The organism is uncultured Nocardioides sp. (assembly GCF_902805925.1).
Taxonomy (GTDB): domain Bacteria; phylum Actinomycetota; class Actinomycetes; order Propionibacteriales; family Nocardioidaceae; genus Nocardioides.
Map to the genome: position 1 here is coordinate 19,512 of NZ_CADCUP010000148.1, position 8,012 is coordinate 27,523.

General features: G+C 74.5%; 6 protein-coding genes. 1 reads left to right on the forward strand and 5 read right to left on the reverse strand.

Going from position 1 to position 8,012, the window contains the following annotated elements:
- Nucleotides 1-130 precede the first annotated feature (130 nt).
- Genes QZX64_RS10710 through QZX64_RS10725 form a run of 4 tightly spaced genes read right to left on the reverse strand, consistent with a single transcriptional unit; the run spans nucleotide 131 to nucleotide 5,548 of the window.
- A complete protein-coding gene (locus QZX64_RS10710; RefSeq protein WP_295659417.1) occupies nucleotides 131-2,863 on the reverse strand; it encodes an FAD-binding and (Fe-S)-binding domain-containing protein in 2,733 nt (910 codons plus the stop codon).
- 18 nt (nucleotides 2,864-2,881) lie between these two features.
- On the reverse strand, nucleotides 2,882-3,376 hold the full coding sequence (locus QZX64_RS10715) for a DUF1648 domain-containing protein (RefSeq protein ID WP_295659420.1): 495 nt from the start codon (nucleotides 3,374-3,376) through the stop codon (nucleotides 2,882-2,884).
- A complete protein-coding gene (locus QZX64_RS10720; RefSeq protein WP_295659422.1) occupies nucleotides 3,373-4,644 on the reverse strand; it encodes a hydroxyacid-oxoacid transhydrogenase in 1,272 nt (423 codons plus the stop codon). Before QZX64_RS10720 ends, QZX64_RS10715 begins: the two co-directional genes overlap by 4 nt.
- A gap of 22 nt (nucleotides 4,645-4,666) precedes the next feature.
- A complete protein-coding gene (locus QZX64_RS10725; RefSeq protein ID WP_295659425.1) occupies nucleotides 4,667-5,548 on the reverse strand; it encodes an NUDIX hydrolase in 882 nt (293 codons plus the stop codon).
- Nucleotides 5,549-5,583: 35 nt separating this feature from the next.
- Here QZX64_RS10725 and QZX64_RS10730 point away from each other — a divergent pair, with 35 nt between their 5' ends.
- Entirely contained in the window at nucleotides 5,584-6,681 is a 1,098-nt protein-coding gene (locus tag QZX64_RS10730) for an acyltransferase family protein (protein WP_295659427.1), read from the forward strand.
- Here the strand turns inward: QZX64_RS10730 and QZX64_RS10735 are convergent.
- Complete coding sequence (locus QZX64_RS10735; protein ID WP_295659430.1) at nucleotides 6,590-7,831, reverse strand: geranylgeranyl reductase family protein; 1,242 nt, start codon at nucleotides 7,829-7,831, stop codon at nucleotides 6,590-6,592. The two genes, QZX64_RS10730 and QZX64_RS10735, sit on opposite strands and share 92 nt — an antisense overlap.
- Nucleotides 7,832-8,012: the final 181 nt, after the last annotated feature.

Below are 8,012 nucleotides of genomic sequence, written 5' to 3' on the forward strand. Positions count from 1 at the left end.
CCACCACCGCGGCGACCACGACGACGATCAGGAGACCCGCCAGCGCCAGCGGGATCAGGAGGCGGCGGTAGCGGGGGTTCACCCAGCGATCCTAGGTCGTGCGTGCACGAGGACAGGCACCGACGAGGGCTCAGCCCTGTTGCGGAGGCGCCGGCGCATCGGCGTCTGTGGTGCGTGACACCTCCCCCGCCAGGAGCTGCGCGAGGTGCACCGCCCGCACCCCCTCGAGGTCCTCGAGCCGGTGGCGGCACGACAGGCCGTCGGCGAGCACCACGGCCGAGGGGTGGGCGCGCACGGCGGGGAGCAGCTGCGTCTCGGCCACCGCGACCGACACCTCGTAGTGGCCCCGCTCCATCCCGAAGTCGCCCGCCAGCCCGCAGCACCCGCCGACCCGGGTGAGGGTGGCACCGGCACGCCGCAGCAGCGCCTCGTCGGCCTCCCAGCCCATGACCGAGGCGTGGTGGCAGTGCGGCTGGGCCACGACCTGCACGCCCGTCAGGTCGGGCGGCGTCCAGTCCAGCCGCGTCAGCAGCTCGGCCAGGGTGAGCACGCCGGACGCCACGGCGACGGCCTCCGCACGGTCGTCGAGGCGCGTCAGGTCGGAGCGCAGCGTGGCCAGGCACGACGGCTCGAGGCCGATCACCGGCACGCCGGTGGCGACGTACGGCGCGAGGACGTCGACCGCTCGGCGAGCGGTGCGAGCGGCCTGGTCGAGCTGCCCGGTGGTGATCCAGGTGAGGCCGCAGCAGGCGTCGGCTCCGATCACGCCGACCCGGAGCCCGGCCGCCTCCAGCAGCCGGACGGCGGCGCGTGCGTTGCCGGGCAGGAAGTGCCGGGTGAACGTGTCGGTCCACAGCCACACCTCGGGGGCGCCCGGCGACGCGTCGATGCCGCGGTCGGTGGCGAGGCGGGGCAGCGACCGGCGCCGGTCGACCCCGGCCACCCGCGTGGCCACCCGCGCCGTCGGTCCCCAGGCCGTCAGCCGGTTCAGCACGGGGGCCAGCGGCCCGACGCGGCGCACCAGGGCGGGCAGGCGCCCCAGCGTGTAGTGGGTGCGCGGACGCCGGCGGCCGGCGTAGGTCTCGTGCAGCGTGATGCTCTTGTACGTCGCCATGTCGACGCCGGTCGGGCAGTCCCGGGCGCAGCCCTTGCAGGCCAGGCAGAGGTCCAGCGCCGCGTGCACCGCGGGGTCGGCCAGCCCGTCCACCAGCTCGCCGTCGAGCGCCTCCTGCAGCACCCGCGCGCGCCCGCGCGTGGAGTCCTTCTCCTCGTGCGTCGCCTGCCAGGACGGGCACATCACCGCACCCGAGGGTCCGGCGACGCACTTGCCCACCCCGGTGCAGCGGTGCACCTCACGCCCCAGGACGAGGTCGGTGACCACCCGCGCGGGGCGGAGGTCGGCGTCCAGGGGAACCGGGTCCACGAGCACGCCCGGGTTGAGGACTCCCTCGGGGTCGCAGATCGCCTTGGCGGCACCGAGGAGCCGCATCGACTCGGCGTCGTACATCAGCGGCAGCAGCTCCGAGCGTGCCCGGCCGTCGCCGTGCTCGCCGGAGAAGGAGCCGCCGTGGGCGGCGAGGGCGGTCGCCGAGGCGGTGAGGAAGTCGCGGAAGGCCCGCCTCCCCCGCTCGTCGAAGGCGAAGTCGATGCGCACGTGCACGCAGCCGTCCCCGAAGTGGCCGTAGGGCACGCCGTCCAGGGAGTGGTCGCGGAGCAGCGCGTCGAGCTCCCGCAGCCAGGCGCCCAGCCGGTCGGGCGGGACGGCGGCGTCCTCCCACCCCGAGTACGCCGGCCGGTCCAGGCTGATCGCGGCCAGCCCGGCGCCGTCCTCGCGGATCCGCCACAGGGCCGCCGACTCCGCGGCGGTCGGCACGACGCGGGTCTCCAGCGCACCCGAGGCGTCGGCCACCCGGCGCGCGGCGGCCGCCGACTCGGCCCGGGAGCCGCCGGTCGTCTCCACGAGCAGCCAGCCGGCACCGCGGGGCAGGTCAGGCACCGTGCCCCGGGAGGCGCGGACGATGTCGACGATGCGCGCGTCGAGCCCCTCGCACGCCACCAGCGACCCGCACGCCAGGATCGCCGGCACCGCGTCGGCCGCCTCCACCATGGACGGGTAGCCGAGCACCACCAGGGACGTGGCCGTGGGCTCCGGCACCAGCCGCACGGTCGCCCCCCGCACCACCGCGAGCGTGCCCTCCGAGCCGACGAGGAAGCGGTCGACGTCGGCCCCGTTCTCCGGCAGCAGGTGCTCCATCGCGTAGCCGCTGACCTGCCGTGAGAACCGTCCGAACGACGTCCGCACGTGGGCCAGGTGCTGGGCGGCGAGCGAGCGGAGCCGCGCCGGCACGTCGTCGTACGGCGAGGCGTGGAGCACGTCGAGGGCCACGACGTTGTCGCTCGTGCGGCCGTAGCCCAGCGCCCGGGAGCCGCAGGCGTTGTTGCCGATCATCCCGCCGACGGTGCAGCGGGTGTGCGTGGAGGGGTCGGGGCCGAAGCGGAGCCCGTGGGCGGCGGCGGCCCGCTGCAGCGACGCGTGCACGACCCCGGGCTCGACGACCGCGGTGCGCTGCTCGGGGTCGATCCCGACGATCCGGTGCAGGTGCCGCGAGGTGTCGACGACGATGCCGGTGCCGACGGCGTTGCCCGCGATCGAGGTGCCGGCGCCGCGCATGGTGAGCGGCACGGCCAGCTCGCGGGCGACCGCCAGCACGGCGTCGAGCTCGTCGACGTGCCGCGGCCGGGCGACGACCTGCGGGACGACCCGGTAGAGGGAGGCGTCGGAGGAGTAGAGCGCCCGGCTCAGCGTCGAGCCGGAGCAGTCCTCGACCCCGGCCCGCCGCAGGGCCTCGACGAGGTCACTCACCGGACTCACTCACCGGACTCACTCACCGGGGAGCCGCCGGTAGAACCGCATCCGCAGCACCAGCGCCGCCACGAGCCCGCCCACGAACAGCACGGCCAGGAGCACGCCCCACGGCCAGAACGACGGCCGCGCGTCGTCGGCGACGAGGAGGGTGTAGGCCTGCATGGCGGTGAGGAACAGCATCAGCGACCCGCCCACGTGGTACATGTCGTCCTGGAGCCGGCGGCGCGCCACCCGCTGGTTCTCCGGGCGCTGCCAGAACTCCTTGTCGGGGATGCTGACGAAGTCGAACGGCAGCCGCCAGGCCGACATCGCCAGCGAGAGCATCAGCACGCCCACGAGGATCCCGACGCCGGCCATCTCCGTGACCGCCCGCTCCGGGGTCCCCCAGCGGTCGACGGTCCCGTCGCCGCCGAAGTGCAGCGGGACGCGGTCCGGCAGCGCGACGAGCGAGACCACCAGGCCCGCCGCGAAGATCCCGACGGCGAGCCAGAAGAACCGACGTCCGGTCACCAGTTCTCCATCGACGCACGCAGGATCCCGGCCAGGTCCTCGGCGGCGGGCTCGCGCGGTGCGGTCGCCAGCAGGCGCGTCTGCCGGAGCGTGCCGTCGACGAGGTCCTCGACGTCGGCCTCGAGGTAGCCCACCTCCGCCAGCCCGCTGGGGAAGCCGATGTCGCCCATCAGCGCGCGCAGCACCCGCGGGAGCGTGTCCGCGTCGCTGGTCGTGGCGGCCGGGTCGAGCAGGGCAGCCGCGCGCAGGTGCCGCTCCGGCGAGGCCTCGAAGGTGAAGCCGAAGGCGGCGGGCGCCGTCAGCGACACCGCCATGCCGTGCGGCACGATCGGCTCGTCGTCGGGATAGCCGGCCGGGCGGAAGCTCCGCACCCGGCCGGCGATCGGGTAGGCGCAGGCGTGGGGGATGTGCACCCCGGCGTTGCCGAAGCCCAGGCCGGCGAAGGTCGCCGCCATCGCCATCTGCTCGCGGGCCGGGCGAGCCGAGTCCTGGTCTCCCTCGCGCACGGCGGTGCGGAGGGACCCGGCGAGCAGGCTCAGCGCCTTCTCCGACCACAGGTCGGCGATCGGGTTGGCCCCGCAGTAGGGGACGCGCTGCTCCGGCGCCTTGGCGTCGAAGTCGGCGTACCAGCGGGCGGTGTAGCTCTCGAGGGCGTGGCACAGGACGTCCATGCCCGCCGCGGCCGTCACCATCGGCGGCTGCGTCGCGGTGAGGTCCGGGTCGACCACCGCCAGGGTCGGGCGCAGCCAGGGATGGCTGATGCCCGACTTCAGCCGCAGGGCCAGGACGTCGAGCACGCAGATCGCGGTGGCCTCGCTGCCCGTGCCGGTCGTCGTGGGCACGGCGACCAGCGGCAGCAGGGGCCTGGCCGGCGCGCGCCCCTCCCCCACGGGCGCGTTGAGGTAGTCCGACAGCTCGCCGTCGTTGGTGGTGAGCAGGTTGACCGCCTTGGCGGTGTCGATGCTGCTGCCACCTCCCACCGCCACGACCGCGTCGAACGGCCCGGCGCCGCGGGCCGCAGCCACCGCCTCCTCGATCGAGGCGTCGGTGGGCTCGACCCGCACCCGGTCGTAGACGGTGACGTCGAGCCCCGCCGCGCGCAGCTGCTCGGCGATGCGCCCCGGGTGGCCGGTCGCCGCGACCCCGGGATCGGTCACCAGCAGCACTCGCCGGACGTCGTGCCGGCCGAGGTCGAAGGCGATCTCCGCGCTGGCCCCGCTGCCGAACTTCAGCGCGGGCGACGCATAGGTGAAGACCGTCTCGCTCATGGCCCTCAGTATGCCGACCGGCTCACCCGAGCGTCGCGGCGAGCGCGTGCCGGACGACGTCGAGGACCGGCACCGCTCCCGACTCGATGTCGGCGACCGGCACCCACGCCACCGCGTCGGTGGTGCCGTCGACCTCCACGACCCGCGGCTGCGCGTCGGCGGCCACCGTGGCGGCGAAGATGAGGTGCACGCCGTGGTAGTCCTCGAACCGGCCGGTCGGGGCCACGCCGGTGAAGTGCAGGTCGTGCACGTCGAGCAGCTCGCCGACCTCGCAGTCGACGCCGCACTCCTCCTGCACCTCGCGCGCCAGGGCCCTGACCGGCCGCTCGCCGTGGTCGATGCCGCCGCCCGGGAGCGCCCACCGCCCCGGGGAGGCCGCGCGTGCGGAGAGCCGGGTCAGCAGCACCTCGTCACCGCGGCGCACCAGGGCGTACGCCGCCACGCGCTGCAGCTGGAAGGGCCGGTGGTCGTTGAGCGCCTCCAGCACCATCGGCACCACGGGCACGACCCCGGACCTGACGTGCGCCACCGGCACCCACGCCGCCTCCACCGTCGAGCCGTCGACCTCGACCACCCGCGGCTCCGGCGCGTCGGGCAGCACCCACCCGTCGTAGACGATGCGGATCGCCTGGGCGTCGACGACCCGCCCCTGCCGACGGACGCCGGGCATGTGCGCGGAGTAGACGTGCGAGGTCTCGCTCACCTGCGCCTGGAGCCCCGTCTCCTCCTGGATCTCGCGGAGGACCGCCGTGCGCGGGTCCTCGCCGTGCTCGATGCCACCGCCGGGCAGGGTCCACAGCTCGTCGGTGGTGACGCGGGGGGCCAGCCGGCTCAGCAGGATGTCGGTCCCGCGCAGGATGACGGCGTACGCCGCCACGCGCTGCACCCGCGGAAGCTCCTCCATGTCGAGCGACCCTATGCGGTGACTACCCTGATCGGGTGGCAGCGGCGAGCGAGCGAGACCCCTGGCTCGACAACGTGAAGATGATCCTGGTGACCGTCGTGGTGGTCGGGCACGCGATCGTGCTGATGCCGCTGGGCGAGCTCCAGGCGCAGGTGTACGACTTCATCTACTACTGGCACATCCCCGCCTTCGTGCTCGTCTCCGGCTACCTCTCGCGGTCGTTCCGGTGGTCCGGGCGACACCTGATGTCGGTGCTCACCACGCTGCTCGTGCCGTACGTCATCTACGAGTGGCTGATGGTGACGTTCCGCGTCCAGCTCATCGCGGAGGTCGACAGCGTCGAGCGGATGTGGCTCGACCCGCACTGGCCGATGTGGTACCTCATCGTGCTGGCGATGTGGCGGCTGCTCACCCCGGTGCTGAGGCTGCACTGGGTCGCGGTGCCGCTCGCCGTCGGCGTCAGCCTGCTCGCCGGCCTCTGGAACCTCGAGCTGTTCGACATCAACCGGATGCTCGGCCTGCTCCCGTTCTTCGTCGCCGGCCTGCACCTGCCCTCCGGCGTGCTGACGGCCGCCCGCGCCCGGTGGTCGTGGGTCGTCGGGCTGCTCGTGCTGGCGCTGCTGTGGAGGCTCGCCTCGGTGACCGACGACTACTGGAGCACCCAGTGGCTCTACTACCGCACGTCCTACGACGAGCTCGGCGAGGGCACCACCGACGGTGCCTGGGACAGGCTGCGGCTGCTCGGCGTCGCGGCGGCCGGCACGTTCGCGGCCCTGACGCTCGTGCCTCGCCGGCGCTCCGTGCTCTCGGACATGGGCGCCTGGACGATGGTGGTCTACCTCCTGCACGGGTTCGTCATCCGGCTGCTGGAGGCCCAGGGATACGCCGACTGGATGCCCGCCGACGAGTGGGCCACCCTGGCCATCACCGCCGCCGTGGGCGTCGCGCTCGCCCTGCTGCTCGGCTGGCCGCCCGTGGCGAGCAGGCTCACCGTGCTGGTCGACCCGGTGAACAGCCTGCTCGCGCTGCGTGGGTCGATGCTCAGGCGAAGGGCGGACGCGCGTCGAGGGCCAGCGACCGACGGCCGGCCCACCGCCACACCCGCGCCGCGCGGTCGCGGTCCTCGTCGGTGACCAGGTTGCCCATCCAGCGCAGCGCCAGGGTCATCAGCCAGTCCGAGCGCATGCCGGCCGGGCCCAGCGCGGGCAGCAGCCGCGGCACGGTCACCAGGCCGGCCAGCCGCCGGGCGATGGAGAACGACTCGCCGTAGTGCTCGCGCAGCAGGCCCGGCCACACGCTGCCGAGCTCGGCACCCGAGGCCATCACCTCGGCGACCAGCCGCCCGGTCTCGAGCCCGTAGTCGATGCCCTCGCCGTTGAGCGGGTTGACGCAGCCGGCGGCGTCGCCGATCAGCGCCCAGTTGCGACCGGCGACGTGCGAGACGGCACCACCCATCGGCAGCAGCGCCGAGGTCGGGACGCGCAGGTCGCCCGTCAGCTCGAACTCCTCGCGCCGCTCGCCGGCGTAGAACGACATCAGCGGCTTGATCGCGATGTCGGCGGGGCGCTGGGCGGTGGCCAGGGTGCCGACGCCGATGTTCACCTCGCCGCTGCCGAGCGGGAAGATCCAGCCGTAGCCGGAGAGGATCCCGCCGTCCTCGCCGCGAAGCTCCAGGTGCGAGCTGATCCAGGGGTCGTCGGACGCGCCGGAGTCGACGTACGCCCGGCCGGCGACCCCGTAGACGGTGTCGCGGTGCCACTCGCGGCCCAGCATCCTGCCCAGCGGCGACCGGACGCCGTCGGCCACCACGAGCCGGTCGCAGGCGACCTCGACCACCTCGCCGCCCGCTGCCACCTCGACCGCTCGGACCCGGTCGCCGTCCATCCGCACGCCGACCGCCCGGGCGCCGTCGACCGCCGCCGCGCCGGCCTTGATCGCGGTGGTGCGCAGGTGGTCGTCCAGCTCGGTGCGGGCCACCGCGGAGCCCCAGTCGGGCAGGGTGCCGCCGGGCCACGGCAGCAGCAGGGTCTGGCCGAAGCCGTGGGCGCGCAGGCCCCGGTTGACGGTGTGGGCGCGCAGCCAGTCACCGAGGCCCAGACGCTCGAGCTCGCCGGTCGCCCGCGGCGTCAGGCCGTCCCCGCAGGTCTTGTCGCGGGGGAAGACGGCTGCGTCGAGGAGCACGGTGTCGAGCCCGGCCCGGGCCGCCCACGCGGCGGCTGCGGAGCCGGCCGGACCGGCGCCCACCACGAGCACGTCCGTGCGGAGCGGCAGGGTCGCGGTCACCCGACGATTCTCCCAGTGCCTCCCCAACGCACCGAATCCGCAGGGCGACTAGCGGTCCGGGCCGGTGGGTACCAATTCGCCATGACGGACCTGCGGGCCTTCGTGGCCGAGCGCTTCGGGCACGACCACTTCCGGCCCGGGCAGGAGGAGGTGATCACCTCACTCCTGGACGGCCATGACG